The organism is Aeromonas sp. AE23HZ002T15 (assembly GCF_054165525.2).
This window is the reverse complement of the sequence record NZ_CM201342.1, coordinates 3,175,614-3,193,596: the sequence shown is the minus strand read 5'-3', so window position 1 is coordinate 3,193,596 and position 17,983 is coordinate 3,175,614. Positions and strand designations below refer to the sequence as shown.

18 protein-coding genes are annotated in these 17,983 nt (G+C 64.0%); 5 read left to right on the top strand and 13 right to left on the bottom strand.

Annotated elements, in window-relative coordinates:
- Positions 1-3: 3 nt before the first annotated feature.
- Entirely contained in the window at positions 4-1,269 is a 1,266-nt protein-coding gene (tyrS, locus tag ACT5M9_RS14960) for a tyrosine--tRNA ligase (RefSeq protein WP_457982253.1), read from the bottom strand.
- 139 nt (positions 1,270-1,408) lie between these two features.
- On the opposite strand from tyrS, the gene ACT5M9_RS14955 reads away from it, so the two are divergent.
- Positions 1,409-2,245, top strand: a complete 837-nt coding sequence (locus tag ACT5M9_RS14955) for a helix-turn-helix transcriptional regulator (protein ID WP_457982252.1) — start codon at positions 1,409-1,411, stop codon at positions 2,243-2,245.
- Positions 2,246-2,289: 44 nt separating this feature from the next.
- On the opposite strand, the gene exeN is transcribed toward ACT5M9_RS14955, so the two are convergent.
- The 12 genes from exeN to exeC all read right to left on the bottom strand — a co-directional run bounded on the left by exeN (position 2,290) and on the right by exeC (position 13,746).
- Positions 2,290-3,048, bottom strand: a complete 759-nt coding sequence (gene exeN / locus ACT5M9_RS14950; protein WP_457982251.1) for a GspN family type II secretion system protein ExeN — start codon at positions 3,046-3,048, stop codon at positions 2,290-2,292.
- On the bottom strand, positions 3,045-3,536 hold the full coding sequence (gene exeM, locus ACT5M9_RS14945; protein WP_457982249.1) for a GspM family type II secretion system protein ExeM: 492 nt from the start codon (positions 3,534-3,536) through the stop codon (positions 3,045-3,047). Before exeM ends, exeN begins: the two co-directional genes overlap by 4 nt.
- Entirely contained in the window at positions 3,533-4,717 is a 1,185-nt protein-coding gene (gene exeL / locus ACT5M9_RS14940; protein ID WP_457982248.1) for a GspL family type II secretion system protein ExeL, read from the bottom strand. The genes exeM and exeL overlap by 4 nt, the downstream gene beginning before the upstream one ends.
- A 110-nt stretch (positions 4,718-4,827) precedes the next feature.
- Complete coding sequence (gene exeK / locus ACT5M9_RS14935) at positions 4,828-5,838, bottom strand: GspK family T2SS minor pseudopilin variant ExeK (RefSeq protein ID WP_457982246.1); 1,011 nt, start codon at positions 5,836-5,838, stop codon at positions 4,828-4,830.
- Positions 5,828-6,442, bottom strand: a complete 615-nt coding sequence (gene exeJ / locus ACT5M9_RS14930) for a GspJ family T2SS minor pseudopilin variant ExeJ (protein ID WP_457982442.1) — start codon at positions 6,440-6,442, stop codon at positions 5,828-5,830. Before exeJ ends, exeK begins: the two co-directional genes overlap by 11 nt.
- A gap of 125 nt (positions 6,443-6,567) precedes the next feature.
- Entirely contained in the window at positions 6,568-6,921 is a 354-nt protein-coding gene (exeI, locus tag ACT5M9_RS14925) for a GspI family T2SS minor pseudopilin variant ExeI (RefSeq protein ID WP_438549292.1), read from the bottom strand.
- Positions 6,922-6,938: 17 nt separating this feature from the next.
- Positions 6,939-7,502, bottom strand: a complete 564-nt coding sequence (gene exeH / locus ACT5M9_RS14920) for a GspH family T2SS minor pseudopilin variant ExeH (protein WP_457982245.1) — start codon at positions 7,500-7,502, stop codon at positions 6,939-6,941.
- A gap of 44 nt (positions 7,503-7,546) precedes the next feature.
- The gene (exeG, locus tag ACT5M9_RS14915) at positions 7,547-7,978 is read right to left on the bottom strand and encodes a GspG family T2SS major pseudopilin variant ExeG (RefSeq protein WP_438549294.1); all 432 of its coding nucleotides are present in this window, start codon (positions 7,976-7,978) and stop codon (positions 7,547-7,549) included.
- A gap of 105 nt (positions 7,979-8,083) precedes the next feature.
- A complete protein-coding gene (exeF, locus tag ACT5M9_RS14910; RefSeq protein WP_457982243.1) occupies positions 8,084-9,304 on the bottom strand; it encodes a GspF family T2SS innner membrane protein variant ExeF in 1,221 nt (406 codons plus the stop codon).
- A 1-nt stretch (position 9,305) separates the two neighbouring features.
- Positions 9,306-10,811, bottom strand: a complete 1,506-nt coding sequence (gene exeE, locus ACT5M9_RS14905) for a GspE family T2SS ATPase variant ExeE (protein ID WP_438549452.1) — start codon at positions 10,809-10,811, stop codon at positions 9,306-9,308.
- Complete coding sequence (gene exeD / locus ACT5M9_RS14900) at positions 10,808-12,871, bottom strand: GspD family T2SS secretin variant ExeD (protein WP_438549296.1); 2,064 nt, start codon at positions 12,869-12,871, stop codon at positions 10,808-10,810. Before exeD ends, exeE begins: the two co-directional genes overlap by 4 nt.
- Positions 12,872-12,891: 20 nt before the next feature.
- A complete protein-coding gene (exeC, locus tag ACT5M9_RS14895; protein WP_457982440.1) occupies positions 12,892-13,746 on the bottom strand; it encodes a GspC family type II secretion system variant ExeC in 855 nt (284 codons plus the stop codon).
- Between the two features lie 212 nt (positions 13,747-13,958).
- Here exeC and hslR point away from each other — a divergent pair, with 212 nt between their 5' ends.
- From hslR to ACT5M9_RS14875, 4 genes are all read left to right on the top strand, one after another.
- Positions 13,959-14,357 (top strand): ribosome-associated heat shock protein Hsp15, encoded by a 399-nt coding sequence (hslR, locus tag ACT5M9_RS14890; protein ID WP_457982241.1) that lies wholly within the window; start codon positions 13,959-13,961, stop codon positions 14,355-14,357.
- Between the two features lie 107 nt (positions 14,358-14,464).
- Positions 14,465-15,349, top strand: coding sequence for an Hsp33 family molecular chaperone HslO (hslO, locus tag ACT5M9_RS14885; protein WP_438549298.1), 885 nt, complete (start codon positions 14,465-14,467; stop codon positions 15,347-15,349).
- A gap of 149 nt (positions 15,350-15,498) precedes the next feature.
- The gene (gene pckA, locus ACT5M9_RS14880; protein WP_457982239.1) at positions 15,499-17,124 is read left to right on the top strand and encodes a phosphoenolpyruvate carboxykinase (ATP); all 1,626 of its coding nucleotides are present in this window, start codon (positions 15,499-15,501) and stop codon (positions 17,122-17,124) included.
- 196 nt (positions 17,125-17,320) lie between these two features.
- Positions 17,321-17,956, top strand: a complete 636-nt coding sequence (locus tag ACT5M9_RS14875) for a GntR family transcriptional regulator (protein WP_457982438.1) — start codon at positions 17,321-17,323, stop codon at positions 17,954-17,956.
- The last annotated feature ends 27 nt before the right edge of the window (positions 17,957-17,983 follow it).

The window sequence follows — 17,983 nt, the reverse complement described above, 5'->3', positions numbered from 1 at the left end:
CCTCTAGGAGCGCAGCACCAGATGGTACTGCTTCTTGCCCCGGCGCAGCAGCAGGTAGCGGCCAAAGCGCCAGTCCCCCTCCACCAGCTCGCCCCCCTCCGCCAGTCGGCCGTTGAGGCTGATGGCACCGGCGGCCAGCAGCTCGCGGGCAATCCGCCTGGAGCCGGCTAGCCCGGTCGCCACCAGCAGGGCCGCCAGCTCCCCGTCGACCTGCCAGGCCGTGGTCGGCAGGCCGCCAGCGGCCAGCTGCGCCAGCGGCCCCTCGTCGAGTTCCGCCACCCGGCCGCTGAACAGCAGTTCGCTGATGGCCCGCGCCTGGGCGAGCGCGGCCTCGCCGTGCACCAGGGCAGTCAGCTCGTCCGCCAGCACCTGGGGCGCCCGCTTGCGCCCCTGACGCTCCGCATCCTCGGCCTCCAGCGCCTCGATGGCAGAGAGCGGCATAAAGCTGTAGTAGCGCAGGAAGCGATACACATCCTCGTCCGCGGTACCGAGCCAGAACTGGTAGAAGGCATAGGGCGAGGTGAGGGCCGGATCCAGCCAGATGGCGCCCCCCTCCGTCTTGCCGAACTTGGTGCCGTCCGCCTTGGTGATGAGTGGCAGGGTCATGCCGAACACCTGGGCCCGTTGCAGACGGCGGGTGAGATCCATGCCGCCGGTGATGTTGCCCCACTGATCGTTACCGCCGATCTGCAGGGTGCAGCCGAGCCGCTCGTGCAGCACGGCGAAGTCCTGGGATTGCAGCAGGGCGTAGGAGAACTCGGTGAAGGAGATGCCCTGATCCGGGCGGGCGAGACGCTGGCGCACCGACTCCCGCGCCAACATGGCGTTGACGGAGAAGTGTTTGCCCACATCCCGCAGAAAATCCAGGGCCGACATCTGCCCCATCCAGTCCGCGTTGTTCACCAACTGCGGCGCCGCCAGGCCGTCACTCGCCGGCAGCAGAGCGGCTATCTGGGCCGACAGGCTGGCGACCCAGCCCTGCACGGTTTCGCCGCTGTTGAGCGTGCGCTCGGTGGCCTTGAAGCTGGGATCCCCGATGAGGCCGGTGGCGCCCCCCACCAGGGCCACCGGCCTGTGACCGGCCAGCTGGAAGCGGCGCAGCATCAGGAGCGGCACCAGATGGCCGATGTGCAGGCTGCCGGCGGTGGGATCGAAGCCGCAATAGAGGGTGCGCGGCTCCGCCAGGTGGGCAGCCAGGGCCTCGGGGCCGGAGTTCTGGGCGACAAGCCCGCGGGCCATCAAGTCATCGAGCAGGTGAGAGTCAGTCATGGGCGCTCCAGCGGCAGAGGAAAAGCCCCTATCCTCCCTCCGGCGTCCCCCCGCGGATATGTCCCTCTGGGGACAGTTTTCTCACTGCCGTGCTAGCATGGGGCCTATCGGACCCAGCCCCAGCAGAGATCCCCAGCCCATGACCAGCCCCGCCCATACCCGCGCCCTGACCGACACCATAGAGGCCCTCCACGGCCCGGCCTTCCCGGCCGCCATGGTGCGCCTCATCCAGCAGCGGGTGGCATTCGACTGCGCCCTGCTGCTTGGGGTGGGGAAGCGGCCCGTCTACCTCTACGACAACCTCAGCCACCAGCGGGATCTGCTGTTCGATCGCTACCTCGCCGGTCACTTCGGCCAGGATCCCTTCATGCAGGCGCTGGGCAACGGGCTGAGTGCCGGGGTCTGGACCCTGGCCGAGGTCACCCGTGGCCCGCTGGATCCCGACTATCGCCGACGCTTCTATGAGGCCACCGGCTGGCAGGAGGAGGTGGGGCTGGTCCTGCCCATCCACCCCGGCCTCACCCTAGTGCTGTTTCTCGGCCGCCTCGCCAAACGCCGGGCCCTGAGCCAGGGGGAGCGGGCCAGGCTGGACGAGATCTTCCCCCTACTGCACGCCCTCTGTCGCCAGCACTGGCGGCAAGCGACCCCCTGGTTGGCCCAGAGCGCCGCCAAGGGTGATGGCACCAGGCCGGACGGCGCCAGCCTCAGGCAGGCCATCGACGAGGGAATGGACAGCCTGGGGGCCGAGCTGCTGACCCGGCGGGAGCGACAGGTGGCCACCCTGCTGCTGCAGGGACAGGATGCCGAGACCATAGCCGCCACCCTGGGGATAGGCAGCGGCACGGTGAAGAATCACCGCAAGCACCTCTACGGCAAGCTGCGCATCGGCTCACAGGCGGAGCTGTTCGGTTACTTCCTCAATCATCTGATCACGGCCCCGACACCGGATACCGGCACCTCTTCCCCCACCCCATAACAAGACACCCCGCAAGAGCGGGGTGTCTTGTATCGACAAGCGCCTCAGATCCGGCCCTGATAGCGCAGGGGGAAGCGCCCCTGACCGTCAGGCTGACCGAGGAAGGGCAGACCCTGCCTCATCTGATCCGGCAGCTCAGGACCCGGTTTGAGACTGCCCTGGAACAGGTACTGACGATTGGCCTGCAACTCCAGCTTGCCCACCACCTGCACCGCCTCCGAGCCCTGCTTGAGCTCGGCCACCAGGCGGGAATCCAGGCAGGTCAACTTGGCCTCGGGATCCCCCAGCGCCAGCTTGCCCGCCGGGGTGCCGGCCTCGGCCCCGTACCAGTAGAGATTGCCATAGAGCTGATCGCACCAGGGGTTGCCCTGGGCAAACTGATCCACCTTGAGCTGCAACTGGCCCGCCGCCGTCAGCGGGAAGGGCAGGCGCATGGGCACCCGCTCCAGCAACCAGGGGGCAGGCGCATTGAAGGTGATGTCGCGACCGAAGGCGGCGCCATTCCAGCCGATAATCCCCTGACCGTTGAGACCCGCCCTGTCCCCGAAACGCACAGAGGCCTCGGGGGCGAGGCGCAGCAGGGACCAGCCGTTGAGATCCCAGCGCAGCTGGGTCAGGGATTCGCTGGCGTATTGCAGCCGGGCTATCTGGCCGCTCCAGAGGGTGCCGCTCACTCCCTCAAGCCGCACCAGATTGGCGGGCAGCGGCAGATAACGGACCACCAGGGCAGCGGGCAGTTGCACCAGCAGGAAGACGAGATAGGTCACCAGAAAGATGACCGGGATTAGAACTCTATGCTTCATTCGGGACGACTCAGCTGTAAACGTCTTACCTTGACCAGGCCCGGCGCCAGATTCTCCCGGGCCACCTCGATGATCTGCACCTGTACCCCGTGCTGATCCGACAGGGTCGCGAGCCAGAGCAGCAGATCGTCGAAGGGGACCGTGTCGATCCACACCTGCAACTCCTGCCCCTGGGGCTGCAGGCGCGCGATCTTGATCTTCTGGTTGAAGGCGGTGCGGTTCACCACCCCGTCCAGGGTGCCGCTGGTGTCTATCTGACGACCCTGGCTGCCCTGCATCGCCAGCACCTCCTGGCCCTTCTCCTTCAACCAGGCTAGGGTCTGCTGCTGGTTGATCACCTGCCGCTCCCGCTCGGCGATGCGATTGGCCACAGGTTGCCAGATGGCCCAGTAGCAGAGCCCGACCAGCAAGATGCCGCCCCCTACCGCCACCAGCCGCTGTTCACGGGTGCTGATGCCACGCCACCAGCCTTGCAGTTTGTCCATCATGATGATTTACCCTTGAGCACCAGCGCCCCCTCGACCTTGCCCTCTGTGCTGCGCACCTCTCCCTGCTGCACCTCGAAGTGCTTGCCCGCCAGCTCGCGGAAACGCTCTATCTCGGTGAAGCCGGGGGCGGTGACCTGCAGCCTGAGTTCGCCCCTGGCCGCATCGAAGCGCAGCACCTCGGGCTTGAGACCGGGCACCTCGGCGAACACGGGAGCCAGCTCGGTCAACAGCAGCAGGACCCCGTCCTGGGGTGCCTGTCCCAGCAGCTTGAGATGCTGGGCCATCTGGCTGCGCACGTTGACGATCCGGCTCTCCCCCGGGAAGATCCGGGTATAGACCTGCCGGATCTCGGCCTTGAGCGCCTTGTCCTGCTCCGCCAGCTGATAGAGATGCACGCCTCTCTGGGTCAGGGCCACCAGCAGCAGCAAGCCGGCCACCACGGCCACCTTGCGCCACTGCAACCAGTAACGGGCGTATTCGGTCTGGGGACGATACTTCCCCTGCAGCAGATTCGCCTGGCAGGCGATCGCCCCCTTGGCCAGCAACAGCATGGGCAGCTCGGGATCCGCCGGCAGCCAGTTGTCACCGGCCATGGCCGGTGGCGGTGTATGACTGTGGATGGTGACGGGCTCGGCCTGGGTGGCCAGCAGCAGGGCCAGCAGGGACTCTTCCGCCACTATGCCCTGACGGGGACCCTGGCGCAGCAGCCACTCCTCCCCCAGTTGCAGGGCGGACCAGCCCTCGGCCGCCAGGGGCAAGGCCAGCACGTCCGGCAGCAGTTGCAGGGTCTTGAGCCCCGCCTGCTGCAACCAGCCGAGCCAGGCCTGCATCTTGGCCTTGTCCACCGCCATCAGGTCCACCTCGTTGCCCTGATGACCGAGCACCACCAGGTGCAGGGCGTCCACGTCTGAGGCGATCTGCTCCTCCAGCAGGTAGGGCAGCGCCGCCGCACTCTGACGGTTGTATTTGCCCGGCAGGCTGACCCGCCGGAAGATGAGATCGCTGCCGGGCACCAGGGTCACCACGGGGCGGCCACCGGCGCGCTCCTGCAGCTCACCCAGGGCATGGGCCGAGGCCAGGGTGCCGGAGGCGATGATCTCCTGCTCCTGCGTCGACCATACCAGCCAGTGCACCGGCTGCTGCGCATTGGTCCCCAGACGGATGACCAGACTCTCGCTCACAAATCGTTCTCCTGCCGTGCGCGCCATCGTCGTCGATGGGCGGGATCGCAGCCTGGGCTGCGGTATCGATACGGGGTCGGGGAAGGCGCCCCTGTGGCCGCCCTCCCCGGTTATTCTGCGCCGTCGTTCAGACGCCGCAACATGACCAGTTTGCCGTCCTTGCCGCGCTGGAACACCGACTTCAGGCGGGCCCGCGCGTCACCCACCTCGGCCAGCAGGCTGGCCTCGAAGTAGCTGCTCTTGATGTCCAGGGCGGTGTCGAGGCCACTGACGGCCCCCGGCTGCACCTGCATCTGACTCGTCATTTCCTGCTTGTTCTTCCACCCCTTCTTGGGGCGGCTGGTCAGCACCTGCTTGGCATCGTCCAGCCCAATCTTGCCCTGGTAGAGGCCGACCAGCAGGGCCGCCCGCTCGGGCTTGATGGTGTTGATGTTCACCACCAGCTTGTCATTGGGCAGGGTGCAGACATAGGGAGCCAGCCTCGCGTAGAGCGCTCCCGTCATACCCCGCACCGCCCTCAGCTCATCCGTGCCCAGCATCCACTGGTTGGCCACCAGATAGGGCGGGGTGAGCCCCTCGTAGTAGGCGTCCTCGGCCCCGTAGCTGGACACCAGCTGGGTATCCTTGTCGGTCCAGTCCCGGATGGCATCGGTCAGCTGCACCGCCTCATACTCCTCGACCTCCAGCGCCACCAGCAGGGCACGGAATGCCTTGACCGCATAGGGCTGAGTCTCCAGGTTGTCCCCGTCCTCCCCCTCTTTCTTCGCCACGCTCAGGCTGTTGAGGTTGAAGCAGGACTGCAGATCCCGCACCCGGCCGGACAGGGTGCCGTCATCCACCGGGAAGACCCCGTCCTCCCACGCCCAGTTCTGCCCCAGGCTCACCACCTCGGGATCGTCCTTGTAGTCCTGGTTGAGCACCTTGATCACCAGGGCCTCCGCCGACATGGCGTACCACCATGCCTGCTTGCCGATGGTGAGGTTGCTGGTCCGTCTCAACTCGAGCTGCAACCTGCCGCTCATGTTGCTGGCAATGATCACCATCACCGACAGGATGAGCAGCACCACCAGCAGGGCCATGCCCCCCTGGCGGACGGGACGGGAGGGACGCTTAGCCGCCATTCTCGGCCCTCTGGCCACCGGCCCCAATCAGGAACTGCCTGCGTATGGTACCGTAATCCTCCAGATCCAGCTCCACCGCCAGCCCATGGGGCAGCTGGTCGCGCTGGGTCCACTCCTCCTTCCACTGACCCCTGTCATAGAAATAGAGGCGCAGTGCCGTCACCCCCTTGAGTACGGGCTGGATGCGCGGCTCCGTGCCTATCACGGGATCCGGGTAAAGGTAGCTCAGCCGCTCCAGGGTCTGATCCTTGAGGCGCCAACCCACCCGCTGCAGGCCGGAGCGCGGCAGTATGCCGTCCGGATTGAGCCAGCCGCCGCGGATGAAGGCCATGCCCCAGTCATCGCTCTGCTGGCCGAAGCGGGACGCCGCCAGCAGCACCTTGTTGTTCTCGCCGTCGATGCGGCCGCTGCGGGGCACCATCTGGCTGACGTCCCGCTCCAGCAGGCCAAAGGCGAGCTGCAGCTCGGACAGCCGGTTCTCCTTCTTCTTCGCCACCTCGTCGCTGGTGAGCACCCCCTGCAGCACCTGATAGGCACCCAGGCTCAGGGTGGCGAAGATGGCGATGGCCACCAGCATCTCCAGCAGGGTAAAGCCACGGGCCATGGCGGCACGCCGCCCCGGCGATACCTCAACCGGCGCCTCGCGCCGGGTAGAACAACCATGACGGGCTGGGAGGGCAAGGCGCGTCATCCGCTGGCTCTGGCACCCATCCATATGTTGAGTCCCGCTCATCGGCTGATATAGGTCCTGATCATGGCCACCGGGCTCTGGGCCTTGGGCGCGGTGCGCACCTCCATGTCCAGCGCCTTGAAGTTGGTGTCGGCGGTGGCGACGCCGCGATAGCGCCAGTACCAGGTCTGGCCGGCCATCTCCTCGTCCCCTTCCACCCAGCTGTCTCCCGGCCACTTGGCCTCGAGTTTCTGCTGCACCAGCTGGTTCTCCACCACCCAGGTCGCCAGCGTCTTCTCTTCCAGATAGCTGAGGCCGGAGAGATGCTCGCTGGCGGTCTTCATCACGGCGAGGCCGGCGATGGCGAACACCGCCAGTGCCACCATGACCTCCAGCAACGTCATGCCGCGCATTCTGGGCGCCTGGCGTCTCACTCTTCTTCCTCTTCGTCTTCTTGCAGGGAGAGGCGACCGAACTCGTCCCCCTTGACGGTGCGCAAGTACTTCTCGTCATCCACCTGCTGGCTCAGGCTCAGCACGAAGGGGGTGAGCTCCCCCCCCGGGAAGATGAGGATCTGGGGCGTACGTTCCCGCTCGTCACGGTTCTGCTCCGCTTTCTCATCGGAATCTGTCCCCCAGCTGAATCCCTCCAGCTCAATGCTCAGGGTCATCTCTTCCGGCAGCTCCACCGGCCCCAGGATCTTGTCGCCGGTCAGCGCCTGCCATTTTCTGTCTTTGGCCGCGCGGGACATAAACTGCCAACCGTGATCCTCGACCCTCAGCCCCAGCAGCCGGCCATCCATCACCGAATACTCCTGGGCCTGTTGCAGGGTCGCCATGAAGCGGCGGGCCTGCTTGTCCAGCTCCCTGTCACCCCTGGCGCCCCCCATGCTGAGGGTGACGGCGGTGGCGACAAGCCCCATCAGCATGGCGACCAGCAAAACCTCCAGCAGGGTAAAGCCGGACTGGCGATGGCAGGACGAGGCGGATCTCACGGGAGCCTGACCAACAGAGCCTGAAGCACGGCGCAATCACGCACTTATTGGAAGTCCTTCAGGTTCCAGTTGCCGATGTCGTCATCGGTACCGGCTTCCCCATCCAGCCCCATGCTGAAGATGTCGATCTTGCCGAACTGGCCAGGGCTCAGCAGCTGGTACTGGTTACCCCAGGGATCCTGCGGCAGACGCTTGATGTAGCCCCCTTCCCGGTAGCTCCGCGGTTCCGGGGAGGCAGTCGGCTTGTTGACCAGGGCATCCAGCCCCTGCTCTGTGGTGGGGTAGCGGTTGTTGTCCAGCTTGTACATGTCGAGGGCATTTTCCAGCGCGACTATGTCGGAGACCGCCTTCTGCTGATCCGCCTTCTCCTTGTTGCCCATCAGGTTGGGCACCACCAGGCTGGCCAGGATCCCCAGGATCACGATGACCACCATGACTTCCAGCAGGGTGAAACCCCGTTGACGACGATTGTGCATTGCTATGACTCCCTAACGAATAAGATGGCGCAGGCCATCGATGATTAACCTTGTTGTTGCATTCAAATCGGCGGGCTCACCCGAAGATAGGGCGCCCGGCCTGTATCAGAGATTCACCATGTTGTTGAGCTCGAGGATCGGCTGCAGTATCGACATCACGATAAACAGCACCACCCCGGCCATGGAGACCACCAGCATGGGCTCGAACACCCCCAGGGCGATGTTCACCTGGGTTTCGAACTCCCTGTCCTGGTTGTCCGCCGCCCGCTCCAGCATGCTGTCGAGCTCGCCGCTCTGCTCGCCGGAGGCGATCATGTGCAGCATCATGGGCGGGAAAATCTTGGTTTCATCCAGCGCCTTGCGCAGGCTGGTCCCCTCCCGCACCCGTTCGGTCGCCTCACCGATGCGATGGCGGGCGAAGTCGTTGGAGAGCACCTCACCGGCTATCTTCATCCCCTCGAGCAGGGGCACGGCGCTGGCGTTGAGGATGCTCAGGGTGCGGGCGAAACGGGCGGTGTTGAGGCCGCGGCTGACCCGGCCTATGACTGGCAGGCGCAGCAGCACGGCGTGCCAGTGGCGACGGCGATCTTCATCCCCCAGCCACCAGCGCCATACAAAGCCGCCGATGAAGAGCAGCAGCAGGAACCAGAGGCCGTAGTGCTGCAGCAGTTCGCTGGTACCGATGAGGAAGCGGGTGGTGCCGGGCAGTTGCTGGCCCATGTGTTCGAACTGGGCCACCACCTTGGGGACCACGGCGGTGAGCAGTATGGAAATGACGCCTATGGCGACGCAGGTGAGGACGATGGGGTAGATCATCGCCTGCAGCAGCTTGGTGCGCATGTGCTGGCGCTGCTCCGTGTAGTCGGCGAGCCGGTTCAGTACCTTCTCCAGGTGACCGGACTTCTCGCCGGCCGCCACCATGGAGCGGAACAGCTGATCGAACACATGGGGGAAGGCACCGAGGGAGTCGGCGAGGGAATAGCCCTCCACCACCTTGCTGCGCACCGTCGCCACCAGGCTGCGCAGATGGGCCTTCTCGCACTGCTCGGCCACCGCCTTGAGCGCCTCTTCTATGGTGAGGCCGGCCCCCACCAGGGTCGCCAGCTGGCGGGTGATGAGGGCCAGCTCGGCGGTGGAGGCGCCACGACGAAACAGCACGAAGCGATTGGCCTCCCGTTTCGCCTTCTCCGTGGTCTCGTTGACCTCGAGCGGCGTCAGCCCCTGCTCTCGCAGCAGCTGGCGCACCTGGCGGGCGGAGTCCCCCTCCATCACCCCGGACTTGTTCCTGCCCCGCAGATCCAGGGCCTTGTATTCGAACGCCGCCATCTCAGTCTTCCCGGGTCACGCGCAGCACTTCTTCGAGGCTGGTCTGGCCGAGCAGCACCTTGTCGATGCCGTCACGGCGGATGCTGGGGGTATGACCCCGGATCAGCCGCTCAATGGCGAGCTCACCGCTGGCGCCGTGGATGGCCTCGCGCACCGCGTCGTCGATCACCACCAGCTCGTGGATACCGGTCCGGCCGCGATAGCCGGTGTGGTTGCACTGCTCGCAGCCGACCGGGCGCCAGATCTGCTGATCCGGCGGGAGATCCATGCTCATGGCGAGCCGCTCCTGCTCCGTGATGGGGCGCGGGGCGCGGCAATCCGGGCAGAGGGTGCGCACCAGCCGCTGGGCCAGCACCGCCAGCAGGGACGAGGAGAGCAGGAAGGGCTCTATCCCCATGTCCCGCATCCGGGTGATGGCGCCGATGGCGGTGTTGGTGTGCAGGGTCGACATCACCAGGTGACCGGTGAGGGAGGCCTGCACCGCGATCTGGGCTGTCTCCAGATCCCGGATCTCCCCCACCATCACCACGTCCGGATCCTGACGCAGTATGGCGCGCAGACCCCGGGCGAAGGTCATGTCCACCTTGCTGTTGACCTGGGTCTGACCCACCCCTTCGAGGTCATATTCGATGGGATCCTCGACGGTGAGGATGTTGCGATCCCGGGAGTTGATCTCGGAGAGCGCCGCATACAGGGTGGTGGATTTGCCCGAGCCGGTCGGCCCCGTCACCAGGATGATGCCGTGGGGCTTGCGGATGAGCTCGCTGATCACCTTGCGATTGGCCAGCGTCATGCCGAGCTGCTTGAGCTCGAGGCGCACGTTGTTCTTGTCCAGCAGTCGCAGCACCACCCGCTCGCCGTAGCTCGACGGCATGGTGGAGACCCGCACGTCGACGGCCCGGCCACCGATGCGCAGGGAGATGCGGCCATCCTGGGGCACCCGCTTCTCGGCGATGTCCATGCGAGACATGACCTTGATGCGCGACACCAGCAGGGAGGCGAGCTTGCGATGGGGCCGCAATATCTCCCGCAGCACGCCATCGATACGGAAGCGAATGACTAAAGCCCGCTCGAAGGTCTCGATGTGGATGTCGGACGCCTCTTCTTTTATCGCCTCGCTCAACATGGCGTTGATGAGGCGGATGATGGGGGCGTCGTCGTCGGCGTCCAGCAGATCTTCACTCTGGGGCAGCTCCTCGGCCAGGGCGAAGAAGTCCATCTCGTTGCCGAGATCCTCCATCAGCTGGCGCGCCTCGGAGGAGTCGCGCTGATAGTGGGCCATCAGCAGGGTCTCGAACTCGTCGTTGTCAAGCTGCTCGATGGCAAAGCCGCAGCCCGCCACCCGCCGCACCTCCAGCAGAGTCTGGGGACTTATCCCCTGACGGCAGAGCAACAGGGGCTCTCCCTGGCGCTCGGTCAGGATGACCCCGAAGTTGCGGGCGAAGGCGAACGGTAGCTCGGGCAGCTCGGCCGGCAGTTCGCTGTTGTCCAGTTGATAAGCCATCAGGGCTTGCTCTGCACGAAGGGTTGGCTCTGGGGCTGCTGCACCTGGGTTCTGACCCCGGTGGCGGTCGCCTGCTGCTGCGCCTTCATCAGCTCTATCTGTTTTTGCACCTCGGGGGACAGCATCACGTCCTGGCCGTAGGCGGGCAGCACCTGGCGGGCGGGCGAGGTGGCGTAGCGATCCTCGGCGGCCAGATTGAGCTGCTCGGCCCTGAACAGGGTGTACTTGTTGCTGGAGACGCCGGTGTAGACGTTCGCATCCCGCAATATGGTGGGTCGGATGAAGACCATCAGGTTACGCTTGGCCGTGGTGTTGGAGGTGGAGCGGAACAGATAGCCCAGCACAGGGATATCCCCCAGCAGCGGCACCTTGGAGACTTTCTCCTGGGTCTTCTCGTCCATCAGGCCCCCCAGCACCACAGTTTCCCCGCTCTTGACCAGCACGGCGTTCTTCACGGTACGGGTGTCGAAGGTGGGGCCCAGGTTGGCGGTACCGGTCGCCTGGGTCTGCGCCACGCTGGAGACCTCCTGCTCGATGTTGAGCAGCACGGAGTCCCCTTCGTTGATCTGGGGCGTCACCACCAGCTTGGTCCCCACCGTCTTGCGCTCTATGGTATTGAACACCTGATCGCTGGTGGTGGAGCTCTGGGAGCCGCTCTGCACCGGCACTTCCTGGCCGACGTTGAAGGAGGCTTCCTTGTTGTCCATGGTGACGATGCTCGGGGTCGAGAGGATGTCGTTCTTGGTGTTGGTGGAGAGGGCCGTCACCAGAGCCGCCCAGTCCCCCTTGTAGAAGCCGGCCGCCATGCCGCTAAAGCTGCCGAGCAGCTTGTCGAGGCCATCGGTGTTACCGTTGTCCTTGTAATCCTTGCCGGCGATGATGGCCGGGCCGATGGGCAGACCGGTATCGGTGAACTGGGTGCCGCCGCCATTGGCGTTGGCCCACTGCACCCCGAGGTTCAGGCCGTCACCGTCGGAGACCTCGACGATGATCGCCTCTACCAGCACCTGGGCGCGGCGGATATCGAGCTTGGCGATGACCTGCTCCAGCTCGGCCATGACGTCCGGCTGGGCGGTGATCACCAGGGCGTTGGTGGTCTCGTCGGCGGAGATGGCGAGCTGACCGCCGCCTATGCTGGCACCGCCGCCGGTGGCCGCCGCGCCACCCCCCTTCTTGTCCGCTTCGATGCTGGAGCTGACCCCTTTGAGCACATCCACCAGATCCTTGGCCTTGCCATATTTCAGGTAGAAGACCCGGGTGTTGCCCTGGCTCTGCAGATCCCGGTCGAGCTGGCGCACCATCTGGATGATGCGGGCGCGGGCCTTGGGCTCGCCGCTGATCACCACGGAGTTGGTGCGCTCGTCCGCCACCACCTTGGGAGCCAGCAGCAGGGGGGCGTTGCCGCCCTGGTTGTTGCCATCCTTGTTGAGGTTGGTCACCAGCCGCACTATCTCGCCGGCGGAGGCGTATTTCAGCTTGATGATATCCATGTCCTGGTCACCGGCCTTGTCCACCCGGCGCACCACCTCCACCAGACGGTTGACCACGGCGGCGCGGCCGGTGATAAGCAGCACGTTGGAAGGCTCGTAGTGCACCACGTTGCCGCCGCCGGCGTTGTCGTTGAGCTGACGCAGCAGGGGCGCCAGTTCACGTACCGAGACGTTGCGCACCGGTACCACCCGGGTCACCATCTCGTCACCCACGCCCGGGTTGCTGTCATCCACCACGGGGATGGCGGAGGTCTTGGCATCCTTGGAACGCACCACCTTGAGCACCCCATTGTTCATGGGCACCACGGCGAAGCCATAGACGTCGAGCACGCTCAGGAAGAACTGGTAGTACTGCTCCTCATTGAGCAGATCGTAACTGCGGACGTTGATCTTGCCGCGCACCGAGGGCTCGATGATGATGGTCTTGTTCAGGTTCTTGCCGACCGTGTTGATGAACTCTTCGATGTCGGCATTCTTGAAGCTCGCGGAATACTCGGTGGCCCAGGCAGAGCCCGCCATCATCAAGGCTGCCGCGATCGTGGCCAGACGCCAGCCCTTCCCTTTATTTATCATTCTTGGTGCTACTCCAATCATTATTCTGACAAGCCGACATAGACGTCGTAGAGCTGTCCTTGCCGTTCGACGGTGACGGTCATTTCAGTGGCGCCCGCCACTTGCTGCATAGCCTGCATGGCCTGAGCGTTATCCCGCAGATCCAGACCATTGATGCTGACCGCCAGATCGTTGGCGACCAGCCCGAGTTGATTGAACAATTCAGGATTGTTGCCCGGATTGAGGCGATAGCCGACCATGCGGCCATCCACCCGTACCGGGGAGATATTGAGGTAATCGGTGATCTTGCCGGGGTTGCTCATCAGCTCGCTGCGTACCGTGGAGAGCTTGTTCTGTGGCTGGGCCGCCTTGGGCAGGGGTTTACCGTACTCCTCCCCGTCCAGCATCAGGGTCTCGTCACGGCCGTCCCGGGCTATGATGACCCGATCCGCGAAGACCTGGCGGATCTTGGCCTGGGTGCCGTCGATGTAATCGCCGATACCGTAAGAATTCTGCAACCCGTTATGGGCGATGATGGCGATGGACTTGGCGGGATCCGAACTCGCCAGCACCCCGTTGAGCTGGGCGTTGAGCTGGGTCTTGGGGGCGTCGGCCGCGACCGCCTGGGCCATCTGTTCGGCGGCAATCTGTGGCGCCTTGCCAAACAGGGAGAGACGGCTGACACCGCTGATATCGAGACGGGAGGCCCCCGTCCCCTGACTGGCGGTGACCGAAGGCTGCCAGGGCTGGGATTGAACCGGTTGGGTCAGGCCGAACAGACGCCAGGTGAGACCGGCACACTGTTGGGCCAGCAATAGCAGCAGCAGCCAGAACAGAGGCTGGCTCAAGCGGGCGAGTGGCACCGTCTTGCAACGGGCCAACAGGGAGTTCAGCAGGTCATCCCTAGGGGGTAGCGTCATGTTTATCAAAATGTTCTGACATCCAAATCGGTTGGCTATTGTGTACGGCAATGGACCCAGAGACAACCGACCGGATGAGGTGGAGCGGTGAAAATACAGATTCCGTCACACCACGGCGTCCCCTGTTTCTACCCCGGGGCTCCCCTCTGGTATAATCAGGCTCCCTTTTAGCCATCCGGAGCCGATTCATGCCAAATCTAGCAGAAACCAGCGCCTTGGTCCGCCTCGACAAGTGGCTGTGGGCGGCACGTTTCTACAAGACCCGCTCCCTGGCCCGGGATCAGATCGATGGCGGCAAGGTGCACTACAACGGCCAGCGCAGCAAACCGGGCAAACACGTCGAAGTCGGCGCCCTCATCCGCTTCTGGCAAGGCCAGGACGAGCGGGAGGTGCGGGTACTCGAGGTGAGCGAACAGCGCAAGTCCGCGCCCCTGGCCCAGCGACTCTATGAAGAGACCGCCGAGAGTCTGAAGAAACGGGCCGAGAACAGCGAGGCCCGCCGCTTCAACAGCCAGTTTGCCCCGAGCCCGGAGCGCCGCCCCGACAAGCAGGAACGACGCCAGCTTATCAAGGTCAAACAATACTAATCAGCCCTCGTGGCCCTTTTATGACGACAGGCGGGGGAATTAGTTCCTAACCGGCTGTTTAACAATGTTTTTGTCCATATCCCCTAAGAAGAACCCAGGAATGCATGATGAGTAACCAAGATCTCCTGTATCGCTATCTGTTCGAAGAGTACGAAGTACGCGGGGAGCTGGTCCAGCTGGATCGCACCTATCGCCATATAGTGGAAGCCCAGAGCTACCCGGTGCAGGTGCAGAAGCTGTTGGGTGAACTGCTGGTCGCCACCAGCCTGCTGACCGCCACCCTCAAGTTTGAAGGCTCCATCACGGTGCAGCTGCAAGGGGATGGCCCGGTGCGGCTGGCGGTGATCAACGGCGACCACAACCAGCAGTTGCGCGGCGTGGCCCGCTATGAAGGGGAGCTGCCGGACGATGGCAAGCTGCAGAGCCTGATCGGCAACGGCCAGCTGGTGATCACCATCACCCCGGATCAGGGTGAGCGCTATCAGGGCATCATCGCCCTCGAGGCCGACACCCTGGCAGGCTGCCTCGAGCAGTACTTCGCCCAGTCCGAGCAGCTCGCCACCAAGCTCTGGATCCGCACCGGCCATCACGAGGGCCAGCCCCGCGCCGCCGGGATCCTGCTGCAGGAGCTGCCCGCCCAGAGCGAGGATCACAGCGCCGACTTCGAACACCTGGAACAGCTCACCACCACCATCAAGGACGAGGAGCTGTTTGGTCTCGAGGCCGAGGAGATCCTCTACCGTCTCTATCACCAGGACAAGGTGCGGGTGTTCGATCCCCAGGCCATCGAGTTCCGCTGCACCTGCTCCCGCGCCCGCTGCGAAGGGGCCTTGCTGCAGATAGAGAAGGAAGAGGCGGTGGCCATGGTGCAGGAGCTCGGCAAGATCGACATGCATTGTGACTATTGCGGCGCCGAGTACCAATTTGATGGGATCGACGTCGAAACCCTGTTCAGCAGGGCTCCCGGTAATGATGCAAACAAGTTACACTAAATGAAGGCGGGCAAAACCCGCCTTTAACTTAAATAACAAAAAAATACCCTATTTTATAAAGTTTGATGGCGATCGCTAAAAACTACCACCTAGGTGGTAGCATGGACGCCAGATAGAACCCTACAAACCTCTGAACCCAGGAGAATATAATGACTATCGTGGCAGAACCCACCCTGGCCCAACAACTGAAACTGGACCAGTACGGTATCAAAAACAGCCAGGAAATCATTCGAAACCCCAGTTATGAGCAGCTCTTCGCCGAAGAGACCCGCCCAGACCTGGAAGGATTCGAACGCGGCGTCGTCACCGAGCTGGGTGCCGTCAACGTCAATACCGGCATCTTCACCGGTCGTTCCCCGAAAGATAAATATATCGTCAAAGACGGCACTACCCAGAATACTGTGTGGTGGTCTGACCAGGGTAAGAACGATAACAAGGCCATTACCCCTGAAGTGTGGTCACATCTGAAATCCCTGGTGACCAAACAGCTCTCCGGCAAACGCCTGTTCGTCGTCGACGGCTACTGCGGTGCCAACCCGGACACCCGTCTGGCGGTGCGCATCATCACAGAGGTGGCCTGGCAGGCGCACTTCGTGAAGAACATGTTCATTCGCCCGAGCGAAGCGGAGCTGAAGACGTTCGAACCGGACTTCGTGGTGATGAACGGGGCCAAGTGCACCAACCCGAACTGGCAGGAGCAGGGCCTCAACTCCGAGAACTTCGTCGCCTTCAACATGACCGAGAAGATGCAACTCATCGGCGGCACCTGGTACGGTGGCGAGATGAAGAAGGGCATGTTCTCCATGATGAACTACTTCCTGCCCCTGCGCGGCATAGCCTCCATGCACTGCTCCGCCAACGTGGGTCAGGACGGCGACGTGGCCATCTTCTTCGGCCTGTCCGGCACCGGCAAGACCACCCTCTCCACCGATCCCAAGCGTCAGCTGATCGGCGATGACGAACACGGCTGGGACGACAACGGCGTGTTCAACTTCGAAGGGGGCTGCTACGCCAAGACCATCAAGCTCTCCGAGGAGGCCGAGCCGGATATCTACCACGCCATCCGTCGCGATGCGCTGCTGGAGAACGTCACCGTGGCCGCCGACGGCACCATCGACTTCGACGATGGCTCCCGCACCGAGAACACCCGAGTCTCCTACCCCATCTATCACATCGAGAACATCGTCAAGCCGGTCTCCAAGGCGGGTCACGCCACCAAGGTGATCTTCCTGACCGCCGATGCCTTCGGTGTGCTGCCCCCGGTCGCCAAGCTGACCAAGGAGCAGACCAAGTACCACTTCCTGTCTGGCTTCACCGCCAAGCTGGCGGGTACCGAGCGCGGCATCACAGAGCCGACCCCTACCTTCTCCTCCTGCTTCGGCGCGGCCTTCCTGAGCCTGCACCCGACCAAGTACGGCCAGGAGCTGGTGAAGCGGATGGAAGCGGCGGGGGCCGAGGCCTACCTGGTCAACACCGGCTGGAACGGCACCGGCAAGCGCATCTCCATCAAGGATACCCGCGCCATCATAGACGCCATCCTGGACGGTTCCATCGAGCAGGCGCCCACCAAGGTGCTGCCCATCTTCAACCTGGAAGTGCCGACCGAGCTCCATGATGTGAACCCGGCCATCCTCGACCCGCGCGATACCTACGCCGACAAGGCCGAATGGGACGCCAAGGCGGTGGATCTGGCGGGACGCTTCATCAAGAACTTCGAGCGTTTCACCGACAACGACGAAGGCAAGCGTCTGGTGGCGGCAGGTCCGCAGCTGTAACGACCAGCCACCTCCCCGGATTGCATACCGGTCAGCCCAGCTGACCGGTATTTTTTTGGCCAAAGCGCGGCGTTTGGCTCCCACCAAGCCTTGCCACGGGGACGGTGGCGCGTTAGATTCAGCCAAACTTTATACAATATACAATTTTGCAACCTGCCCCGTGACCCCAAACCCACCCTACAAGACCCGCACCCAGATGGTGATGGAGAACCTGCGCGGCCGCATCCTGCGGGGCGAGTTCCCCGCCGGCGCCCCCCTGCGCCAGGACGCCATCGCCAGGGAGCTGGCGGTGAGTCGCATCCCGGTGCGGGAGGCCCTGATGCAGCTGGAGGCCCAGGGGCTGGTGAAGTTCGAGGCCCATCGCGGCGCCGTGGTCACCATGCTGGACACCTCGGCCATCGACGAGCTCTTTTATTTGCGAGCCCTGCTGGAAGCCGATACCCTGTTCCACGCCGTCGACATGATGACGGAGGAGACCTTCGCCAAGGCGCAAGCCATCCTGGCCCAGTTCGATCTGGCCCTGGAGTCCGGCACCCAGGTCGAGCACTGGGCCGAGTTGAACCACAGTTTTCACGCCACCCTCTATCAGGCCGCCAACCGCCCCCAGGCGCTGGAGCTCATCGCCCAGATCAACCTGAGCTGTGACCGCTACGTGCGCTTCGAGCTGCTGTTTGCCCAGGGGGGCGTGGACAAGGCAGAGCGCGAGCACGCTCAGCTGCTGGCGCTGTGCCGCGCCCGCCGCAAGCATGAGGCGGTGGTCCTGCTCAAGCAGCATATCGAGGCGGCTGGCCAGTCGATCAAGCAGATCCTGGCGAGCAGCCAATCCCAGTGAACACTCACATCACCACAATCTGGCAGT

Excerpts from the sequence above, each read along its gene's own strand:
- tyrS (WP_457982253.1), bottom strand. The coding sequence starts at position 1,269 with ATGACTGACTCTCACCTGCTCGATGACTTGATGGCCCGCGGGCTTGTC.
- ACT5M9_RS14955 (WP_457982252.1), top strand. The coding sequence starts at position 1,409 with ATGACCAGCCCCGCCCATACCCGCGCCCTGACCGACACCATAGAGGCC.
- exeN (WP_457982251.1), bottom strand. The coding sequence starts at position 3,048 with ATGAAGCATAGAGTTCTAATCCCGGTCATCTTTCTGGTGACCTATCTC.
- exeM (WP_457982249.1), bottom strand. The coding sequence starts at position 3,536 with ATGATGGACAAACTGCAAGGCTGGTGGCGTGGCATCAGCACCCGTGAA.
- exeK (WP_457982246.1), bottom strand. The coding sequence starts at position 5,838 with ATGGCGGCTAAGCGTCCCTCCCGTCCCGTCCGCCAGGGGGGCATGGCC.
- exeJ (WP_457982442.1), bottom strand. The coding sequence starts at position 6,442 with ATGGCCCGTGGCTTTACCCTGCTGGAGATGCTGGTGGCCATCGCCATC.
- exeI (WP_438549292.1), bottom strand. The coding sequence starts at position 6,921 with ATGCGCGGCATGACGTTGCTGGAGGTCATGGTGGCACTGGCGGTGTTC.
- exeG (WP_438549294.1), bottom strand. The coding sequence starts at position 7,978 with ATGCACAATCGTCGTCAACGGGGTTTCACCCTGCTGGAAGTCATGGTG.
- exeF (WP_457982243.1), bottom strand. The coding sequence starts at position 9,304 with ATGGCGGCGTTCGAATACAAGGCCCTGGATCTGCGGGGCAGGAACAAG.
- exeD (WP_438549296.1), bottom strand. The coding sequence starts at position 12,871 with ATGATAAATAAAGGGAAGGGCTGGCGTCTGGCCACGATCGCGGCAGCC.
- hslR (WP_457982241.1), top strand. The coding sequence starts at position 13,959 with ATGCCAAATCTAGCAGAAACCAGCGCCTTGGTCCGCCTCGACAAGTGG.
- hslO (WP_438549298.1), top strand. The coding sequence starts at position 14,465 with ATGAGTAACCAAGATCTCCTGTATCGCTATCTGTTCGAAGAGTACGAA.
- pckA (WP_457982239.1), top strand. The coding sequence starts at position 15,499 with ATGACTATCGTGGCAGAACCCACCCTGGCCCAACAACTGAAACTGGAC.
- ACT5M9_RS14875 (WP_457982438.1), top strand. The coding sequence starts at position 17,321 with ATGGTGATGGAGAACCTGCGCGGCCGCATCCTGCGGGGCGAGTTCCCC.